Raw genomic sequence first — 18,001 nt, 5'->3', positions numbered from 1 at the left:
TTTTGATAATATTGCCAAGTGTCGCTCTTAAGGATGTCATCGTGGATAGTTTACTGCAGGTCTTTTTAATATGTCTTTTGCTGGGATCCGTTGTGGGTTTTTTAGCCGGCCTTCTAGGTATTGGAGGGGGATTAATTATTGTGCCTGCTCTGTTGTATATCTTACCCTCAGTGGGCATTAGCTCGGTTCAACTCACTCACGTCGCTATCGCTACATCACTGGCGTCGATTATTTTAACGTCTATGTCTTCAGCTGCTGCCCATCATAAACGCGGTAATATTCCTTGGGCGTTATTTAAACCTATTTTACCCGGCATTGTGATTGGTTCTTTAGCGTCAGCATTTGTGTCTGAGCAAATTGCATCGGATGATTTACAGCAGGCCTTCGCCATTTTTGTCGTGTTAATGGCTGTACAAATGGCGTTTCCGTTTAAAGTGAAAACGGGAAGTAGTCTGCCTAATTTTGCCGTGCTATTTATCATCTCAATTTTGATAGCGCTAACCGCTGGGCTAATGGGAATTGGTGGTGGAGTACTGCTAGTTCCATTTTTGAGTTATTGCGGTTTACAAATGCGCCAAGCTGTTGGGTTTTCATCGGCAACCGGAATGCTTATTGCTGTATCCGGTACCATTGGTTATATCATCGCGGGATTTGATGTACCGAATTTACCCGAGGGCTCGGTAGGATACATTTATTTACCCGCATTAATCGGGATTATTATTAGCTCAATGTTGTGCGCGCCTATCGGTGTAAAAGCGGCAAGCTCTTGGCCCACGCCAGTGTTGAAAAAAATCTTTGCTTGCTTGCTTGTTGTTGTAGGATTGAAACTACTAACGAGTTAAGCCTAAACAATAACAAAAATGGCGTTGTTCAAGTATTTGAACAACGCCATTTTTGTTATGAGCGAAACCAGATTATACGGCGAAAGGATATTTAATCGCGTCGTGATGCTGATAATCTTCTACACTAAAATCATCCAAGGTCACCCAAGTTTCAATGTCTTTTAAGGTTTTAATCTGTGGATTAATGATTAATTTAGGTGAGGCAAAAGGCTCACGTTTTAGCTGAATATCGCGCATGGGTTCAAGCTGATCTTCGTAAATATGAGCGTTGACAATTTTATGGTACGCCTTACCGGGTTTGTGGCCCGTTATTTGTGCCATTAATGCCAGCAATACGTAAACCTGTACCATATTGAAGTTCAATCCTAATGGAACATCACAACTTCTTTGGGTGCTATTGAGATACAAGGTATCACCAAGTAATGAAAAGTGATGCTCGTACATACATGGACGTAAGCAACCTAAGTCAAATGCGCCTGGATGATAGAAGGTTAAAATCTCACCGCGATTATCGATACCGTTAGTTAAGTCATCAACAATTTGTTGCAGTAAATCGACTTGCCCACCACCCGCTTTTGGAAAAGCACGCCCCAAGGCTCCATAAATCAGCCCCATATCGTCGTGACCTTTACGGTTTGGGTTGTCTAACCAAGCTTGGTTTTCATTGGCATTGGCATCCCATGTTTTGGTGCCTAATGATCTAAAATCAGCAGCATTTTGATAACCGCGTAAATAGCCAAGGATTTCTGCAATGGCCGATTTCCAGAAACTTTTACGTGTAGTCACTAATGGAAATTGATTATTTGCAACGTCATAAACAAGATCGGCATTAATCACGGTGAGGCATTTTTTGTTAGTGCGAGCATTATTGACCCATTCGCCTTCATCGACAATACGCTGGCACAAATCTAGATATTGTTTCATCTGTTTAATCCTTTTTCCTTTTCGAGATTATACCCAAACCAAGGTTAATTAACACGTTCTAATCTGTAGAAAAAGACCCAATCTACGCTATGCTTCACAGTGTCAGCATAACTCGAATAAAGTATAAAGCAGACTTGTTACCGCTTGATACCTCGGAAATACCGAGTTAATATCAAGAAACAAGCGATTATTATAGTTTCAATGATTCAGATAGACTTATCTTATTGTTTTTTTTGGAGTGTTATATGGAACGTGCAATTAAAAACTTTTTAAGCCAAGAGTCTGCCGGTGGGATTTTATTGATGATCGCCGTGGCTTTGGCGATGATTCTTGCCAATTCACCATTAGCTGGGATATATCAAGATTTCTTAGCCACTGAAGTCCAGTTTAGGGTAGGTGATCTTGATATCGATAAGCCACTTTTACTGTGGATTAATGATGGTTTGATGGCATTGTTCTTTTTATTAATCGGCTTAGAAGTGAAGCGTGAATTACTGGAAGGAGCATTGTCTAGTGTCGCAAAAGCATCCTTACCCAGCTTTGCTGCTATTGGTGGCATGGTTTTTCCTGCGTTATTTTACTTAGCATTTAACTACTCTAACCCTGAAACTCAGGTTGGCTGGGCCATTCCTGCGGCAACTGACATTGCCTTTGCGCTAGGTATTATGGCACTACTGGGTAGTCGTGTTCCGGTGGCCTTAAAGGTATTTTTGCTGGCGTTAGCGATTATTGATGATCTTGGCGTGATTGTGATTATTGCGCTGTTCTACAGTACCGATTTATCAATGCTTAGTTTAGTGATTGCGGCGATATCAATCGTGCTAATGGTCGCTTTGAATAGAAAAGGGGTCAGTTCGATTCTACCTTATGGATTATTGGGCTTTATTTTGTGGGTTGCGGTATTGAAATCTGGCGTGCATGCGACTTTGGCCGGTGTGATTATCGCATTTTGTATCCCTTTACGTGCTAAAGATGGCTCTTCACCGTCTGAGCATTTGGAGCACAAGCTACACCCATGGAGCACCTTTATGATTCTGCCGGTGTTTGCTTTTGCTAATGCTGGTTTATCATTAACCAATATGTCATTGGATACATTTGCTGAACCTATCACCCTAGGTATCATCATGGGTCTGTTGTTAGGTAAGCCTATTGGAGTGCTGCTATTTAGTTATTTAGCAGTAAAACTTAAATTAGCTGAGTTACCACCAGGCATTGGCTGGAGGCATATCATCCCTGTTGCGGTTATGTGTGGTATTGGATTTACCATGTCGGTGTTTATTGCTTCACTAGCATTTGAGAATTCACCGGCTGCGTTTGGTGATTATGCAAGGCTCGGTATTTTAACTGGATCGTTATTTGCGGCTGTGATTGGTTATTTTTGGTTAGCCAAGGTACTGCCTAAAAATGGAGGGAAATCATGAAATTCAATACATTAACCTTGGGAATACTCGTGAGCAGTCTAGCTATTCCTGTATCGGCGGAATCATTTAATGTTTGTCTTGAATCATCTGACTCACCCACTTGCCAAAGTTATTTGGAAGGCGTTGTGGATGGAGCATTAATGTTTCAAGATGAGCTGGCTAAGAAACGAATTGATCCCAATGATTATGAATCAAGAGCATTGAAATACCGAGCGGGGAAACGTTATCAAACAGCGAATGTGAATTATTGCTCTAGCCACATAATAGTAAAATCTGAAGTTGTCTCAGCACTTACTGAGCAGGTGTCGTTAAACAATGTCAGTAACAGTGATGAGCTGGAATCAGTGATCACGAGTTTAATGGATTGTCGCCGCAGTCAGTAATTTGGTCAATAGATTAACGCAGCCCTTGGGCTGCGTTTTTTATGCTTGATTTTTGGCTAATCATTCAGATGAATTAATCTAGTGGTTCAGGAACTGTTGATTTTTGATGATGAATGTAGCAACCGTTTGTTATGGCGGATTAGCTTTTTAGATCCTGTGTTTCCAAGATTTAGACTGCAGGGTTAAATCACCTGAACTTGAGATGGCAAACCACGCTAAAACAGCCCTCTGCCTTGCTCATTGCGTTGAGTTAACAGGTAGTAAATTTGCTATTGGAAGCACCAATTCGCCTTGTAGGAAAACGAGTGACAAGTTTGATGGTAGCTAAGACTATGATTTTTATTGTTGTATTGTCATATCTTATCCTTAGTTTAAGTTAAATAAACCACTAACGCGTTTTCTCTAACCCACGTTAACCACCTAAGATATACAGCCCAGCTACTATCAATTAATCAACAGCGCAGTTAAGTGTTTATTTGCTATAGTAGCTGTAGTGATTTTTGTAGGGTTAGTAATTGATATGCAGCATTTAAATTATAATCATTTATATTATTTTTGGATGGTACAAAAGAAAGGCTCTGTAACCAAAGCCGCTCAAGTATTATGTCTTGCACCTCAAACCATTACCGGGCAGATCCGTTCATTGGAGGAAAGGTTAAAGGGCGCTGTGTTTAAACGTGTAGGGCGCAATTTAGAGGCTACTGAGTTAGGAGAACTGGTCTTTCGTTATGCGGATAAGATGTTTAGTCTTAGCTATGAAATGCTTGATATCTTAAATTATCAAAAAGATGACTCCTTGTTGTTCGAGGTCGGTGTGGCGGATGCATTATCTAAAGCCCTCGTGAGCCGTGTGTTATTAACCGTTATTCCTGCCGATGGGTCTGTACATTTAGCCTGTTATGAGTCAACTCACGATAGCCTTATTGAACGTTTACGTGAGCATAAGCTGGATATCATTGTATCGGATTGTGCCGGCGGCTCGTTGAAGTATCCTGAGATTTTGTCGAAAAAGTTAGGCGAGTGTGGAGTGAGCTTTTTTTCTGCGGAATCTATCTCTACGCCTTTTCCTGCTTGTCTTGAGCAGAGTAAATTATTAATCCCAGGTAAACGAACCTCATTAGGACAACAGTTACACGGTTGGTTTGCGGAAAAAAATCTTAATGTCAGTATTCTGGGGGAATTTGACGATGCCGAAATGATGAAAGCATTTGGTTACTTTAATCGCGGTATTTTTGTCGCACCGTCTATTTATCGTCATGATATACTGTCACAAGGTATGGTATTGCTTGGTGAAACAACTGACATCAAAGAAGAATACCATGTGATGTTCGCTGAGCGAATGATCCAACATCCCGCGGTAAAATCATTATTAGCAACGGATTTTGGAGAATTATTTGCTGGACGAGATAAACAAGTACAAGATTTTGAGAACCGTATAAGCTAACTTGTGATACAGACATCAGGAGATTTGTGTTGGAATTAATGAATATAGCTCGTGTCCGCTGGGCATGTCGTCGCGGAATGTTAGAATTAGATATCTTGTTTCAACCTTTTGTCGAAACTCAATATGAAGCAATGACCGATGATGATAAAAATACCTTTATTCGTCTATTAGAGTGTGAAGACCCAGAGTTATTTGCTTGGTTTATGGGGCATGAACAATGCCAAGATCCATTGTTAGCCGATATGATAATAAAAGTCCGTGGAAGACCAGCACCTTAATTCAATAGCCGTTTCGTCGTCTAATACTAGCACTCATATGCAGCAATTTGCGTTGAGTGCTTCGTTTTTACAGCGTGCTGGTTTAACAGTATTTTTTGCCGTTATTTTAAGTAGCTTTTTGGCTTGGCCCAGTTATTCCTCCCTGATATACCACATTATCCAAACATTACTTTTTATTGTAGTAATGCTTATTTTTGTTTTTGAATGGCGCAGATTGTCTCATTGGCGTTGTTTATTTTCTTTGGGAAATAAGAGGGCTGGTACTCTATTATACGGTACTGGTGTACAAGCGAGTAATATCAGCCTAAGCAAAAAAGCCTTCATTTGCCCACTAGTGTGCATTATTTTTTTACAGGTGAGTAAATCTGGAGAGCAGCGGTTATTACTGGTGTGGAGTGATATGTTAGACGACACAGCGTATCGTGATCTGTGCCGTCTATTATTGAGCCATCAATGAGCTTATTTAAGCGTAAATCGTCCGATAATGATTAACGATTAGGTTGTAAGATAGTCGGTTTAGGATTGTCGACTTGTTCAGGATAATCAATATTATAGTGAAGTCCTCGACTCTCTTTTCGCTCCATCGCACATCGAATAATCAACTCTGCAACCTGGACTAAGTTACGCAACTCTAACAAATTGTTGCTGACACGGAAATTTGAATAATACTCTTCAATTTCTTGTTGCAGCATTAAACATCTTCTGAGCGCTCGCTCCAATCGTTTATCAGTTCTCACAATACCGACGTAATCCCACATAAATAACCGCAGTTCGTGCCAGTTGTGGGCAATGACCACTTCTTCATCTGAGTTACTGACTTGACTTTCATCCCACACAGGCAATGGACAAGGCATTGGGATTTTATGTAACAGTCCCTCTATATCCTGTGATGCTGCCCGTGCAAAGACTAAACACTCGAGTAACGAATTACTCGCCAATCGGTTAGCGCCGTGTAAGCCTGTGTAAGCCACTTCGCCAATAGCATATAAGCCATTAATGTCAGTTTGACCATGAAGATCAGTCATCACACCACCGCAGGTATAATGTGCTGCAGGCACTGCAGGGATCGGATCTTGAGTAATATCAATACCTAATTCTAGGCAACGTTGATAAATGGTGGGGAAATGCTTAATGATAAAATCAGCAGGTTTATGGCTGATGTCTAGATAAACACAGTCTGCGCCTAAGCGTTTCATTTCATAATCGATTGCGCGGGCGACAATATCACGAGGGGCAAGCTCTCCGCGTTCATCGAAGTCAGGCATAAAGCGGCTACCGTCTGGGCGGCGTAAATATGCCCCTTCACCACGTAATGCTTCGGTTAATAAGAAATTTCGCGCGTTAGGGTGAAATAAACACGTTGGGTGAAATTGATTAAATTCCATGTTTGCGATGCGGCAACCCGCACGCCAAGCCATAGCAATACCATCGCCACTGGCAATATCAGGGTTGGAAGTGTATTGATAAACTTTAGAACTGCCGCCGGTTGCTAAGGCCACAAATTTTGCCTTAACGGTTTCAACATGCTCCTCATCTCGATTCCACACATAAGCGCCAAGTACACGGTTACCCGGTCGATGTAATTTACGAGTGGTGATTAAGTCGATCGCATTGTAACGTTCTAATACTTGTATGTTTGGGTGAGCCATGGCTCGTTCTTGTAATGTGGTTTGTACTGCTTTACCGGTTGCATCTGCTGAGTGTAGAATTCGTCTATGGCTATGCCCGCCCTCACGGGTAAGGTGATAAGGTGCCGCGCTATTATCGACTCCTGCTAAGGTTTCTTCTTTATCAAATGCCACCCCACAATTAATTAACCATTGCATTGCGCTTTTGGCGTTTTCTGCGGTGTATGTCACAACCGATTTATCGCATAATCCGGCACCAGCGATTAACGTATCGTTGACATGTGACTCAATTGTGTCGCCTTCATCAAAAACGGAGGCTATTCCACCTTGAGCATATAGCGTGGACCCTTCTGATAACGGGCCTTTAGAAAGAAGAATTACTTTTGATTTTTCAGCAAGATGTAGTGCTAAAGTTAGTCCAGCAGCTCCGCTGCCGATGATCAAAATGTCACATTGGTGTTCAACTGCTTGTTTCATCAGGTATCATGGTGTGGCTTAGTGGTTTTATTATAGTAAATCAAATAACCTAAGTAGGGTACTTTTACAGCGGGTTTTATTGTGATTTTGCTTAGATATTTTATTGATAAGTGAAATAAATTAACTTTTTTTAATTCAAAATCGAACTTTCTTCATATTGGTAGGTCTACTTATATGAACAGGATTCGAGCGACTGAGAAATCAGTATTACAGATTAGGAGTAGTCGGCTCGGATGAGTGGACAATATAGTGATCAACAATTAGTTGAACGAGTACAGCAAGGCGATAAAAACGCATTTAACCTGTTAGTGCTAAAGTATCAAAATAAAGTGATGAGTTTGATTTCCAGGTATGTTCGCAATCAAGCGGACGTGGCGGACGTGACACAAGAAGCCTTTATTAAAGCTTACAGAGCCTTAGCAAACTTTCGTGGTGAAAGTGCATTTTATACTTGGTTGTACCGTATTGCGGTAAACACCGCAAAAAACCATCTTACATCGCAAGGGCGCAGAGCACCTGCAAACGATGTTGATATAGAAGATGCAGAATATTATGAAGGCAGTGATGCACTTAAAGAGTTTGCATCACCAGAGCAATTATTAATGAAAGATCAAATGAGTAAAGTGATCTTTAACACGCTCGACACTCTGCCTGAAGAATTAAAAATGGCCATATCGCTCAGAGAGCTAGACGGCATGAGTTATGAAGATATTGCCAATATAATGGATTGCCCAGTAGGCACAGTCAGATCGCGTATCTTTCGTGCTCGTGAAGCAATCGACAAACAGCTCCAGCCTTTGCTGGAAAAGTAACAGCCTTAACCTTAGATAGGTGAATAATGCTTAAATCAAGTCAAGAATGGGTATCTGCAGCAGTTGATGGTGAAGCCGATGATAAAACATTGGCACAGCTTTCTGCTGATGTTGATTCACATGATGAATGGCAACGCTATCATATGATAGGCGATGCAATGCGCGGCGAACTGCCTGCGACCATTGACTTAGACCTTTTTGCCAGCATCACTGCAGCGATTGAGCTTGAGCCAACAATTATCGCGCCTCAAGCCAAATCAACTGAAGTTGACCAACAGCGAACTACTGCTTCCAATGTAGTGCCATTTTTCAAGCAGTTTGGCCAATATGCTATTGCTGCAACTGTCGCTATGGTGGCGATTGTTGGTGTGCAAAATTATAACCAAAGCAATGATGCAGAATCGCCATTACCAGTGTTAATGACACGTCCTTTAGTTGGTAGTGTATCTCCGGTAAGTTATCAGACTGGTGCAGCACAAAATCAGCAAAGCTATTCCAACGAGCAAGTGATTGAACAGCGTCGCCGGATTAATGCTTATATTCAAGATCACATGTTGCAACAACGCTTAAATCCAGGTGTTGCTGTTGATAACAATAGCGTGCAAGATGCTACGGTAAATCCATAATAAATTGGAATAAACCTTATCTTACGTCTTACTTTGTTAGGAGTTAGCTTGCGCCTTATCCTGCTAGCACTATTAGCGTTAACCTTTCCAACACACGCTGAAGAAGATTTATCTGCTAAAGCTTGGCTTAATAATATGAGCCAAGCGATGCACGATAAACAATATAAAACCTCAATTATTCAGCTACAAGCTGACCATATTCGTCCGCTCGTCTATATTCATGGCATTGTCGACAACAAAGAAGTTGCTTTACTTGAGTACCTCAATGGCTCACCTAAAAATGCTGTACGAGTTGATAATCGAGTTACGTTTATAGAACATGACCAGCCGGCTTACAGTGTTTTGGCTCCTCGCATACAGGGTATTTGGCCTGCGGCGTTGGCGGGAGATTTAAATCAACTCGAAAAAGGCTATCAATTTGTTATTGGCGGTCGTGCTCGTATAGCTGGACGTCCAGGGCAGATGATCCGTTTATTGGCTAATGACGATAACCGCTATGATGCGCAAGTGTGGATCGATATGGATACCTACCTGCCATTACGTTTTGACACCCTCAATAAAGACAAACAATTGCTTGAACAAACCATGGTTATTGAACTTATTGAGTTAACTGAACCAGCAAATATTTTAATTGAAGCCGCTAAGCAAGAGTGGCCAGCAGTGATGAATCAAGCTGAACGCACTGATGGCAAAAATTGGCAATTTACTTGGTTACCTGAAGGTTTTGACGTGGTTGTTCGCGATCATCATCGTTTAATTGGTATTCATGAACCTGTTGAATATATTGCATTAACTGATGGTTTAGCTAATATTTCAGTGTATGTTGCCCGTGCAGGAGAAAACCCTATGCCTAATGAATTACTTATTCGTAATGGCTTTTCAATGGTCGTGGTAAAAGTAGGTACTCTTGAGGTCGTGGCAATTGGTAAGGTGCCTTCAGAAACCTTAGATAAAATTGCTAATAGTTTAGTATTAAAGTAACCCTTATGCTTTATTGAACCATAAGCCGTGACAAGAGCTTCTTGTATCACGGCTTATGTGTTTTCAGGGCCAGCAGAGCGTTATCAATGATATAGCTTAGTGATAAACTTGCTTAGTCATTGCGCCGCATTATGCTAAAATTACTCCATTATTTATCGGTTGAGTGTGTAAAATGACGAGTAAAATATCCGAATCAACGGCACCGACTATGATGGAAGAAATTGCCCGAGTGGTTGATTATCAACAAGGTTGGGCAACAGTTGAAGTTGAGTTGAAAAGTGCCTGTAATCATTGCGCTAGCAGTGAGAATTGTGGCACATCAACCATTGCAAAAGCTTTTTCTGTTCAAACGCAACGTTTTTCATTGCCAAGTGATAAACCTTGCCATAAGGGTGATTTACTTAAAATAGGCTTACCTGAAAGCGTTATCATTAAAGCGGCTGCATTAGTGTATTTATTGCCGTTACTAGGATTGTTTCTATCTGCATTAGTGGGGCAAATGTTAGCCGCTGGCCTAGGATTGAGTACTAATGGTTTTGCTATGGTTTTTGGTGCATTAGGCGCATTGGTTGCTTGGTTTATTGGTAAACACTTCGCCGCGCAACTTGAAGCACAAGCTACACCCGTTATCATTGCCTATTTGGGGCAAGAAGTGGGCATTATTAGTGCGAGCCACTAGTTATTATTAAGGATAACTTATTAGCCTGTGGTGCATCTTGTACTGACTGATTGAGTCCGTAAACTCATTAGCCAATGCTTGAAAACAGCATCTTATGGCCAACAATTACACCAAAATAGATACTATTGTTTAATCTGATTGGTATTAACCCCCTAATCAGGTACAATTTGCCACCTCGATTTTCATCATATTTAGTAGTAGTCATTGCAGCATAATGAAACACATTAGAAACTTCTCGATTATTGCCCATATCGACCATGGTAAATCAACTTTATCCGATCGCCTGATCCAGGTATGTGGCGGCTTAACTGACCGTGAAATGGCTGCACAGGTTTTAGATTCAATGGATCTAGAACGTGAGCGTGGCATTACGATTAAAGCCCAAAGTGTCACCTTAGATTACCATGCAAAAGATGGTAACACTTATTTACTCAACTTCATTGATACCCCTGGACACGTAGACTTTTCTTATGAAGTTTCACGTTCTTTGGCAGCATGTGAAGGTGCATTATTAGTGGTTGATGCTGGTCAAGGCGTAGAAGCTCAGACATTAGCAAACTGTTATACTGCACTAGAAATGAATTTGGACGTTGTCCCAGTACTAAACAAAATTGACTTGCCTCAGGCTGAGCCCGATCGTGTCGCTGCAGAGATTGAAGACATCGTTGGTATTGATGCCATGGATGCGGTGCGCTGTTCTGCAAAGACTGGTATCGGTGTTGATTTAGTCCTTGAAGAAATTATTGCAAAAATTCCTCCTCCAGTAGGTGATGAATCTGCGCCTTTACAAGCCTTGATTATTGACTCATGGTTTGACGCTTACCTTGGTGTGGTGTCGTTAGTTCGTATTAAGAATGGCATTCTTAAAAAAGGCGAAAAATTCAAAGTGATGTCCACCGGACAAAACTATAACGCTGACCGTGTTGGTATTTTTACTCCAAAAGAAAAAGACAAAGCAGAGCTTCGAGCCGGTGAAGTGGGTTATGTTATTTCTGGTATTAAAGAAATTCATGGTGCACCAGTTGGCGATACGTTAACTCATGCAAAGCATGGCGCAGACAAACCATTACCCGGTTTTAAGCGAGTTAAGCCTCAGGTTTATGCTGGTGTATTCCCGATTTCGACTGATGAGTATGAAAGTTTCCGCGATGCATTGAACAAGCTTAGCTTAAATGATGCGTCCCTGTTTTTTGAACCTGAAACCTCTTCAGCGTTAGGCTTTGGTTTCCGCATTGGTTACCTCGGTTTACTGCACATGGAGATTGTTCAGGAGCGCTTAGAGCGTGAATATAATCTCGATTTGATCACTACAGCACCGACAGTGGTTTACGAAGTTATCATGAATAACGGTGATACTATTTATGTTGATAATCCATCAGGATTACCTGCGCTGAATAACATCCAGGAAATTCGTGAACCGATTGTTGAAGCCAATATTTTAGTGCCTAAAGAATACCTAGGTAACGTGATTACCTTGTGTATTGAAAAGCGTGGTTCGCAAACCAACATGGTGTATCACGGTAATCAAGTGGCCGTGACCTATCATTTGCCTATGGCTGAAGTGGTAATGGACTTCTTTGACCGTCTTAAGTCTACGAGCCGGGGTTATGCTTCATTAGAGTATAACTTTATTCGCTTCGATCCAGCGGACATGGTACGCCTAGACATATTAATCAATGGCGACAGAGTTGATGCACTTGCGATGATTATTCACCGCAGTAACATTCGTCATCGTGGCTTGGCTTTGGTTGAGAAGATGAAAGAATTAATCCCTCGCCAGATGTTCGATATTGCGATTCAGGCTGCTGTTGGCAGTCAGATTATTGCTCGTTCAAGCATTAAAGCATTACGTAAAGATGTGACCGCTAAGTGTTATGGTGGTGACGTTTCACGTAAGAAGAAACTGCTTAACAAGCAGAAAGAAGGTAAAAAACGCATGAAGCAAGTGGGTAACGTTGAGGTGCCACAAGAGGCATTTTTAGCGGTACTGAAGCTAAACGATTAATAATAATTAATCGAGTTTATGTGCAGAATAACGCCGCATATTGCGGCGTTATCGTTATTTTTACTATATATTTTGTAACACTCAACTGGGTGAATGTTTATTCGTTAATCACCATACTGGATTGAGTTATTCTGAGCTTTGCTCAAGCCATATGGATCCAACACACCCAGCAGGAGATAAATCAGTAATGGCAGCCTATTTTTCGCTTATTTTAGTGCTCGTAACCTTGGTCAGCGGTCTTATTTGGTTAATTGATGTGGTTTTCTTCGCGCCTAAACGCCGTGAAAACTTATTAGTAGCACAAGCTAACTCAACCCAGTTAAGCGCAGACGCTATCGATAAAATTATTCGTGAGCCTGTGCTAGTTGAAACGGCGCATTCTATTTTTCCTGTCATTGCCTTTGTCATGATTCTGCGCTCATTTATTTATGAGCCATTTCAAATTCCTTCTGGCTCTATGATGCCGACACTCTTGGTCGGTGACTTTATTTTGGTTGAAAAGTTTAGTTACGGATTACGTGATCCGGTATGGCGCAGTAAGTTGGTTGAAACTGGTGAGCCTGAACGTGGTGATGTATTTGTATTCAAGTATCCTGAAAATCCAAAGATTGACTACATAAAGCGTGTAGTTGGCCTGCCAGGAGACAAAATTTTCTATCGAAATAAGCAGCTTATGATCCAAGAGGCATGTGATAGCCAAGTTGACTGTCCTGCGGCTAAAACGATTGAACATGTCGAAATTAATCGTGGAGAGTTTAGCCATAATGGCGTGCCATTAATTCGTTCGACTGAACAACTTGGCGATGTTAAACACGATATATTAATCGATCCGTCACGACCTGATTTTAGACAGCACTTTTATCCTCAAGCAGGCCTTCCTGCCGGTGAGTTTGTTGTGCCTAAGGGAATGTATTTTGCCATGGGCGATAATCGTGATAACAGTACCGACAGCCGTTTTTGGGGCTTTGTACCGGAAGAGAATCTTGTAGGTAAAGCCGTAGCAATTTGGATTAGTTTTGAATTTGATCGTCAGCCGAGTGATATGTTACCTACATGGGTACCAACCGGCGTACGTTTTGATAGAGTAGGTGGAATACATTGATGGAACCCATTAAAAATTTGCCGCGTTTGTGCCGTACTTTAGGTTATGAATTTAATAATATTGAATTACTTATCCAGGCATTAACTCATCGTAGCGCAGCAAATAAACATAATGAGCGTTTAGAGTTTTTAGGTGATTCGATTTTATCGATAGTCATTTCAGATGCCTTATATCATCAGTTTCCAAAGGCAACTGAAGGCGATTTAAGTCGTATGCGTGCGACCTTAGTTAAAGGCGATACGCTGACTATCATCGCCAAAGAATTCAAATTAGGGGATTATTTATATCTCGGCCCTGGAGAACTTAAAAGCGGTGGATTTAGACGCGAATCGATTTTAGCCGATGCAGTAGAAGCTATTATTGGTGCTGTCTACCTCGATGCCGACATTGAAGTGTGCCGTAAGCTATTATTATCATGGTATCGAGAGCGTTTAGCTGAGATAAAGCCGGGTATTAATCAAAAAGATCCCAAGACTATTTTACAAGAATACTTGCAAGGTTTTAAAAAGCCATTGCCCGATTACCAAGTTGTCGCGGTAGAAGGCGAAGCGCATGATCAAACCTTTACTGTAGAATGTAGCATTAGTGAATTAGATAAAGTTGTCACCGGTGTGGCAAGTTCAAGAAGAAAAGCTGAACAGCTTGCCGCTGCTCAGGTATTGGAGTTACTGAATAAATGACCAAGAAAACAGACTTGCCAGCAGGTGATAATCAAGAACCTAGCTTAGATGAACTGCTAGCAAGGATGAACCAAGCAGCACCTGTCGCCACTGCCAAATACGATGTAACTTATTGTGGCATGGTGGCTATTGTTGGTCGCCCAAATGTGGGTAAATCAACGCTTTTGAACAAGTTACTTGGTCAAAAGGTGAGTATTACCTCAAAGAAACCGCAAACGACTCGTCACCGGATCATGGGTATCCATACCGATGGCCCAAGCCAAATTATATTTATTGATACCCCTGGTCTGCACATTGAAGAAAAACGTGCGATTAACCGCTTAATGAATCGTGCAGCTGCCAGTTCTTTAGCTGATGTTGCTATGGTTATTTTTGTGGTTGATGGCATGACATGGACTGCTGATGATGAGATGGTATTACAAAAGCTACAACATCGTAATGATGCTCGTAAAATCATCTTGGCTATCAATAAAGTCGATAATATTAAAGATAAAGAAGCATTATTTCCTTACCTCAATCAATTAGCACAAAAATTTGATTTTGATGAGATTTTGCCAATATCAGCCAGTAAAGGTACTAACGTACAACGCATTTTGGATATGGCGCGCGAGTCGTTACCTGAAGCACCATTTTACTTCCCTGAAGATTATGTGACAGATCGCTCACAACGTTTTATGGCATCTGAAATTGTTCGCGAAAAGCTGATGCGCTTTTTAGGTGACGAGCTTCCATATGATGCGACTGTAGAAATTGAACAGTTTAAAATGATGGAGAATGGTGTTTACCAAATTAATGCGTTAATTTTAGTCGAACGTGAAGGCCAAAAACGCATGGTTATTGGTAATAAAGGCGAACGTATTCGGACGATTGCGACTCAAGCCAGATTAGATATGGAAACCCTATTTGAGAATAAAGTTTTCCTTGAAGTATGGGTAAAAGTCAAATCAGGTTGGGCTGATGATGAACGTGCATTGAGAAGTTTAGGCTATGGCGATAACTAAATCGACTTTAGCGTTATTGATTGTTAGTTTATAGACATGGCCACTATGAAACGTGGCTATGTGCTTCATCATCGACAATTTCGCGAATCGAGCGTGATTGTTAATTTGCTAATTGAGGGCGAAGGGCGCGTTGATGCCATCACTCGAGTTGGCTCGGGTAAACGGTCGATTAAAAGCATATTACAACCTTTTCAACCACTCATAATCCAGTTTAGCACCAAATCTGAGTCCAAAAATTTAGGGTTAAAAAACATTACCCAAATTGAGTCTGCAGCGCCCGCGATGCCCTTAAGCGGTAATAGTCTTTATTCAGGTTTCTATTTAAATGAATTATTAGTTCGTCTATTGTCCGTGGAGCACCAAGCTGAAGGGATATTTTTAGATTACCACCGCGCATTACTCGCATTAGCTAAACAGTTTTGCTCAAGTCACCTGCGTTATTTCGAAATGGCACTGTTATTAGAGTTAGGTGCGCTGCCTTCTCTTGCCTATGATACACAAGGTGATTTACTCGATAACAATTGTCACTATCGATTTATTGCCCAGAGTGGCTTTATACCTATTTTAACAAGCCAAGAGAGTCATTTTACTCATGGCAAAGGCAGTTTATCGGGGGCCATGTTGCTAGCATTGGCATCGCAAGAGTTACAACCTGAACAGTTTAATCAAGCCAAAGGGTTAATGCGTTATTTACTTACGCCATTATTGGGTAATAAACCGTTATTAAGCAGACAGTTATTCACTAAAAAAACGGATTAGTATAATGTTTTTTTAGATTTAATACGTGAACCAAGCACGGTCTGAACCGTATATAAAACTTGGTAAGCATAAGTCATTATTGTGTTATTTATTACGTTAAGGAGCTCGATGTGAGCGGAATACTATTAGGCATTAACATCGATCATATCGCGACATTGCGCCAAGCTCGCGGTACTCATTACCCCGATCCTGTTCACGCAGCGGCAGTAGCAGAACATGCTGGCGCCGATGGGATCACCATACATTTACGTGAAGATCGTCGCCATATTCAAGACCGCGATGTGTATTTATTGGCAAAAACATTGAAGACCAGAATGAACTTCGAGTTTGCCGTCACTGAAGAAATGATTGCCATCGCTTGTGATATAAAACCAGCTTATGCCTGTTTAGTCCCAGAGAAACGCGAAGAGCTCACAACTGAAGGTGGCCTTGATGTTGCTGGTCAGTTAGAGAAGATCCGCTCAGCCGTCACTCGTTTGGCTGCAGAAGGTATTAAAGTGTCATTGTTTATTGATGCCGACAAAACGCAAATTGATGCAGCAGTTTTATCTGGCGCACCTTACATTGAGATCCATACCGGTTGTTATGCTGATGCGATCACTGATGCTGAGCAGGCTGACGAGTTAGCGCGTATTACTGAAATGGCACAATATGCTCACAGTAAAGGTTTAGTGGTTAATGCGGGACACGGTTTGCATTATCACAATGTTAAGGCCATCGCGGCTATTCCTGAGCTTTATGAGCTTAATATAGGTCATGCTGTGATTGCCAGAGCCGCTATTGATGGTTTAGATACTGCCGTTAGAGATATGAAGCAACTCATGCTTGCAGGCCGCAGAGGCGAGTAATGGCAATTGTTGGTATCGGCACAGATATTGTAGAGATTGCCCGCATCGGTGAGCAACGACAGCGCCTTGGTGATAGATTAGCCAAAAGAGTGCTTACAGAGTCTGAGCTTGCGACTTACTTGCAATCAAAGCAGCCTGAGCGATTTCTAGCGAAACGTTTTGCAGCCAAAGAAGCCGCTGCCAAAGCGTTAGGTACCGGAATAGGCAGAGGAGTGTCGTTTCAACATATTCATATCGATAATGATGCTAACGGTGCGCCTCTAATCCGCTTTACTGATGGTGCATTAGCAAGACTAGAACAGTTAAGCGGTCGCTGTGGGTTTATCAGTATTGCCGATGAACAACATTATGCAGTAGCCACTGTGGTATTAGAAAGTTGATGTCACAACATTAAATGATTTATCAAAGGCGCATTAGCGCCTTTTTTTGTGGTCTTTTAAAATCGGCCTAATTGGGGTAAATTAACAAGATAACAACAATTAAAGAGACTTAAAATGAAATCTGCAGTAGAACAACTTTCAACTTACAAAAGTGTGCATTTAAATTCGCAAAATATTAAAACCCACTTTATTGGCGTTCCGATGATTATTTGGTCAGCATTTTTAATGCTGGGGACCATTCGTTTTGACTGGCAAGATTATCAAATCAGTGTAGCGATGATATTAACAGTGTTGGTGTTGGGCTATTACATGGCGCTTCACATGCGACTGGCGCTTGGTTTAGTGTTATTTATTCTGCCTGTGCTATACACCAGTGAGCAGGTTGTTCATACTTCACACCCGTTTATTATTGCCATCAGTATTTTTGTTATCGGCTGGGTGATGCAGTTTATTGGTCATCATTATGAAAAAGCTAAGCCTGCTTTTATGGATGATCTTAATCAACTTCTGATAGGGCCATTTTTTTTAATGGCAGAGCTATATTTTATGATGGGTTTAGAAAAAGACTTAGCGGCACAAATCACTCCCATTGCACGTGAAAAGCGCCGAGCATTAGAAGCTAAACTTTCCAACTAATGTGGATGAATTAATGGTCATAAAAAAGGCGCTATTAGCGTAATGCCGTTCACTTAAGGTGAGCGGCATTTTTTCTTTTTGCTACAGGATACTTA

20 protein-coding genes are annotated in these 18,001 nt (G+C 41.3%); 18 read left to right on the top strand and 2 right to left on the bottom strand.

What is annotated here, in order from left to right; translation table 11 throughout:
• Positions 1–41 precede the first annotated feature (41 nt).
• Positions 42–842, top strand: a complete 801-nt coding sequence (locus ACED29_RS11535) for a sulfite exporter TauE/SafE family protein (protein ID WP_124017096.1) — start codon at positions 42–44, stop codon at positions 840–842.
• Between the two features lie 72 nt (positions 843–914).
• Here the strand turns inward: ACED29_RS11535 and ACED29_RS11530 are convergent, their stop codons facing one another.
• Positions 915–1,766, bottom strand: a complete 852-nt coding sequence (locus tag ACED29_RS11530; protein WP_124017097.1) for a thymidylate synthase — start codon at positions 1,764–1,766, stop codon at positions 915–917.
• A 245-nt stretch (positions 1,767–2,011) separates the two neighbouring features.
• Between ACED29_RS11530 and nhaA the strand changes: the two genes are divergently transcribed.
• From nhaA to ACED29_RS11505, 5 genes are all read left to right on the top strand, one after another.
• Positions 2,012–3,187 (top strand): Na+/H+ antiporter NhaA, encoded by a 1,176-nt coding sequence (gene nhaA / locus ACED29_RS11525; RefSeq protein WP_124017098.1) that lies wholly within the window; start codon positions 2,012–2,014, stop codon positions 3,185–3,187.
• Complete coding sequence (locus ACED29_RS11520) at positions 3,184–3,570, top strand: hypothetical protein (protein WP_124017099.1); 387 nt, start codon at positions 3,184–3,186, stop codon at positions 3,568–3,570. The genes nhaA and ACED29_RS11520 overlap by 4 nt, the downstream gene beginning before the upstream one ends.
• A 520-nt stretch (positions 3,571–4,090) precedes the next feature.
• The gene (gene nhaR / locus ACED29_RS11515) at positions 4,091–5,014 is read left to right on the top strand and encodes a transcriptional activator NhaR (RefSeq protein WP_182698327.1); all 924 of its coding nucleotides are present in this window, start codon (positions 4,091–4,093) and stop codon (positions 5,012–5,014) included.
• 29 nt (positions 5,015–5,043) lie between these two features.
• Entirely contained in the window at positions 5,044–5,292 is a 249-nt protein-coding gene (locus tag ACED29_RS11510; protein WP_124017101.1) for a succinate dehydrogenase assembly factor 2, read from the top strand.
• 37 nt (positions 5,293–5,329) lie between these two features.
• Entirely contained in the window at positions 5,330–5,749 is a 420-nt protein-coding gene (locus tag ACED29_RS11505; protein ID WP_182698328.1) for a protein YgfX, read from the top strand.
• A gap of 31 nt (positions 5,750–5,780) precedes the next feature.
• Here the strand turns inward: ACED29_RS11505 and nadB are convergent, their stop codons facing one another.
• A complete protein-coding gene (nadB, locus tag ACED29_RS11500; RefSeq protein WP_182698329.1) occupies positions 5,781–7,397 on the bottom strand; it encodes an L-aspartate oxidase in 1,617 nt (538 codons plus the stop codon).
• A gap of 233 nt (positions 7,398–7,630) precedes the next feature.
• Here nadB and rpoE point away from each other — a divergent pair, with 233 nt between their 5' ends.
• From rpoE to ACED29_RS11440, 12 genes are all read left to right on the top strand, one after another.
• Positions 7,631–8,209 (top strand): RNA polymerase sigma factor RpoE, encoded by a 579-nt coding sequence (gene rpoE, locus ACED29_RS11495; RefSeq protein ID WP_124017104.1) that lies wholly within the window; start codon positions 7,631–7,633, stop codon positions 8,207–8,209.
• Between the two features lie 26 nt (positions 8,210–8,235).
• On the top strand, positions 8,236–8,835 hold the full coding sequence (locus ACED29_RS11490) for a sigma-E factor negative regulatory protein (protein WP_371697721.1): 600 nt from the start codon (positions 8,236–8,238) through the stop codon (positions 8,833–8,835).
• A gap of 48 nt (positions 8,836–8,883) precedes the next feature.
• The gene (locus ACED29_RS11485) at positions 8,884–9,816 is read left to right on the top strand and encodes a MucB/RseB C-terminal domain-containing protein (RefSeq protein ID WP_371697720.1); all 933 of its coding nucleotides are present in this window, start codon (positions 8,884–8,886) and stop codon (positions 9,814–9,816) included.
• A gap of 208 nt (positions 9,817–10,024) precedes the next feature.
• Positions 10,025–10,495, top strand: a complete 471-nt coding sequence (locus tag ACED29_RS11480) for a SoxR reducing system RseC family protein (protein ID WP_165870133.1) — start codon at positions 10,025–10,027, stop codon at positions 10,493–10,495.
• 214 nt (positions 10,496–10,709) lie between these two features.
• On the top strand, positions 10,710–12,500 hold the full coding sequence (gene lepA, locus ACED29_RS11475; RefSeq protein ID WP_124017108.1) for a translation elongation factor 4: 1,791 nt from the start codon (positions 10,710–10,712) through the stop codon (positions 12,498–12,500).
• 187 nt (positions 12,501–12,687) lie between these two features.
• A complete protein-coding gene (gene lepB / locus ACED29_RS11470) occupies positions 12,688–13,602 on the top strand; it encodes a signal peptidase I (RefSeq protein WP_371697719.1) in 915 nt (304 codons plus the stop codon).
• Positions 13,602–14,282, top strand: a complete 681-nt coding sequence (rnc, locus tag ACED29_RS11465) for a ribonuclease III (protein ID WP_124017110.1) — start codon at positions 13,602–13,604, stop codon at positions 14,280–14,282. The genes lepB and rnc overlap by 1 nt, the downstream gene beginning before the upstream one ends.
• Positions 14,279–15,283 (top strand): GTPase Era, encoded by a 1,005-nt coding sequence (era, locus tag ACED29_RS11460; protein WP_124017111.1) that lies wholly within the window; start codon positions 14,279–14,281, stop codon positions 15,281–15,283. The genes rnc and era overlap by 4 nt, the downstream gene beginning before the upstream one ends.
• 45 nt (positions 15,284–15,328) lie before the next feature.
• Positions 15,329–16,042 carry a DNA repair protein RecO gene (gene recO / locus ACED29_RS11455; protein WP_165870134.1) on the top strand — a complete coding sequence of 238 codons (714 nt, stop codon included), beginning with the start codon at positions 15,329–15,331 and terminating at the stop codon, positions 16,040–16,042.
• A 110-nt stretch (positions 16,043–16,152) separates the two neighbouring features.
• Positions 16,153–16,890, top strand: a complete 738-nt coding sequence (gene pdxJ, locus ACED29_RS11450) for a pyridoxine 5'-phosphate synthase (RefSeq protein ID WP_124017113.1) — start codon at positions 16,153–16,155, stop codon at positions 16,888–16,890.
• The gene (acpS, locus tag ACED29_RS11445) at positions 16,890–17,270 is read left to right on the top strand and encodes a holo-ACP synthase (RefSeq protein ID WP_124017114.1); all 381 of its coding nucleotides are present in this window, start codon (positions 16,890–16,892) and stop codon (positions 17,268–17,270) included. The genes pdxJ and acpS overlap by 1 nt, the downstream gene beginning before the upstream one ends.
• A 114-nt stretch (positions 17,271–17,384) precedes the next feature.
• The gene (locus ACED29_RS11440; protein ID WP_371697718.1) at positions 17,385–17,906 is read left to right on the top strand and encodes a DUF962 domain-containing protein; all 522 of its coding nucleotides are present in this window, start codon (positions 17,385–17,387) and stop codon (positions 17,904–17,906) included.
• Positions 17,907–18,001: the final 95 nt, after the last annotated feature.

The organism is Shewanella sp. 5S214, assembly GCF_041439795.1.
Taxonomy (GTDB): domain Bacteria; phylum Pseudomonadota; class Gammaproteobacteria; order Enterobacterales; family Shewanellaceae; genus Shewanella; species Shewanella vesiculosa.
Note: the sequence above shows the minus strand (reverse complement) of the source record. Positions and strands in the feature narration are given on the sequence as shown.

Coding starts and splice junctions, on each gene's coding strand:
- ACED29_RS11530 (WP_124017097.1), bottom strand. CDS start 1,766: ATGAAACAATATCTAGATTTGTGCCAGCGTATTGTCGATGAAGGCGAA.
- nhaA (WP_124017098.1), top strand. CDS start 2,012: ATGGAACGTGCAATTAAAAACTTTTTAAGCCAAGAGTCTGCCGGTGGG.
- ACED29_RS11520 (WP_124017099.1), top strand. CDS start 3,184: ATGAAATTCAATACATTAACCTTGGGAATACTCGTGAGCAGTCTAGCT.
- nhaR (WP_182698327.1), top strand. CDS start 4,091: ATGCAGCATTTAAATTATAATCATTTATATTATTTTTGGATGGTACAA.
- ACED29_RS11505 (WP_182698328.1), top strand. CDS start 5,330: ATGCAGCAATTTGCGTTGAGTGCTTCGTTTTTACAGCGTGCTGGTTTA.
- nadB (WP_182698329.1), bottom strand. CDS start 7,397: ATGAAACAAGCAGTTGAACACCAATGTGACATTTTGATCATCGGCAGC.
- rpoE (WP_124017104.1), top strand. CDS start 7,631: ATGAGTGGACAATATAGTGATCAACAATTAGTTGAACGAGTACAGCAA.
- ACED29_RS11490 (WP_371697721.1), top strand. CDS start 8,236: ATGCTTAAATCAAGTCAAGAATGGGTATCTGCAGCAGTTGATGGTGAA.
- ACED29_RS11480 (WP_165870133.1), top strand. CDS start 10,025: ATGATGGAAGAAATTGCCCGAGTGGTTGATTATCAACAAGGTTGGGCA.
- lepA (WP_124017108.1), top strand. CDS start 10,710: ATGAAACACATTAGAAACTTCTCGATTATTGCCCATATCGACCATGGT.
- lepB (WP_371697719.1), top strand. CDS start 12,688: ATGGCAGCCTATTTTTCGCTTATTTTAGTGCTCGTAACCTTGGTCAGC.
- rnc (WP_124017110.1), top strand. CDS start 13,602: ATGGAACCCATTAAAAATTTGCCGCGTTTGTGCCGTACTTTAGGTTAT.
- era (WP_124017111.1), top strand. CDS start 14,279: ATGACCAAGAAAACAGACTTGCCAGCAGGTGATAATCAAGAACCTAGC.
- recO (WP_165870134.1), top strand. CDS start 15,329: ATGAAACGTGGCTATGTGCTTCATCATCGACAATTTCGCGAATCGAGC.
- acpS (WP_124017114.1), top strand. CDS start 16,890: ATGGCAATTGTTGGTATCGGCACAGATATTGTAGAGATTGCCCGCATC.
- ACED29_RS11440 (WP_371697718.1), top strand. CDS start 17,385: ATGAAATCTGCAGTAGAACAACTTTCAACTTACAAAAGTGTGCATTTA.